Genomic DNA, 798 nt, shown 5'->3' on the forward strand with positions numbered 1-798 from the left:
GGTGCTCGACCACGGCGTGGCTCGAGCCCGCCCCGTCGATGGTGATCAACAGGTTGCGCCGCCACTTCGCCGGGATCGCGGCGATCGCCGCGTCGATGATCGCGATGTGATCGGCCGCGGTGTTCGACCCGGCGTTGCCCGCGCGGGCGATCACCGCCAGCAGTTCGCCGGTGTTGTCGCACCACGCCAACAGCGGGTGAAACCCGTAGCCACCCTTGAAATTCCCCGCAGCGTGCTGCTTGTCGCTGTGCGATTCAACCAGCGAGGCGTCAATGCGGATCACCACCACCGCACCCAGGTCCCCATAACAGGTCCGCGAGGGCGGGATCGCGCCATGGCGAGCCTCGATCAACTCCCACACCCGCTGCCGGACCCTGTGGCGCACCAGCGCGATCGCCGCCATGCCCTGGTGGTCGATCTCGTTGAGCGACCGCCACATCGTCGGGACCGACGCCACCTGCCCGAACAGTCGTTGCTGATCCCGCAGCACCGCGGTACCGGCCAGGTTCTCCGCGCCGCCCGCGATCGACACCGCCACGTCCCGCAACACCGCGCCCCGGTCGTGGGTCACCTCCGGCCGTGACAACGCCACAGACAAGCCGCCGGTCAGGCCCAGGTTGTCGGCCAGCATGCGAGGGATCACATTGCCCGCGTGCCCGACCACGTCGTCACCGCGGACCTCGACTCGAACACTTTTCGACCAATCCGTAGTAGCCCGCATCTGATAGGTGCACTCCTCGATCGATTCTCCAACGCCAGCAAACGTCGATTATCGTTGAGGCAGTGCACCTTTCACGT

1 protein-coding gene is annotated in these 798 nt (G+C 66.7%); it reads right to left on the bottom strand.

Translation table 11 applies throughout. The annotated features are described in order from the left end of the window. Positions 1-721 (bottom strand): transposase (locus CDN38_RS28255; RefSeq protein WP_180276466.1); only part of this gene is annotated, 721 nt, incomplete at its 3' end. Between the last annotated feature and the right edge of the window lie 77 nt (positions 722-798).

Source organism: Mycobacterium ostraviense (assembly GCF_002705925.1).
GTDB lineage: Bacteria > Actinomycetota > Actinomycetes > Mycobacteriales > Mycobacteriaceae > Mycobacterium > Mycobacterium ostraviense.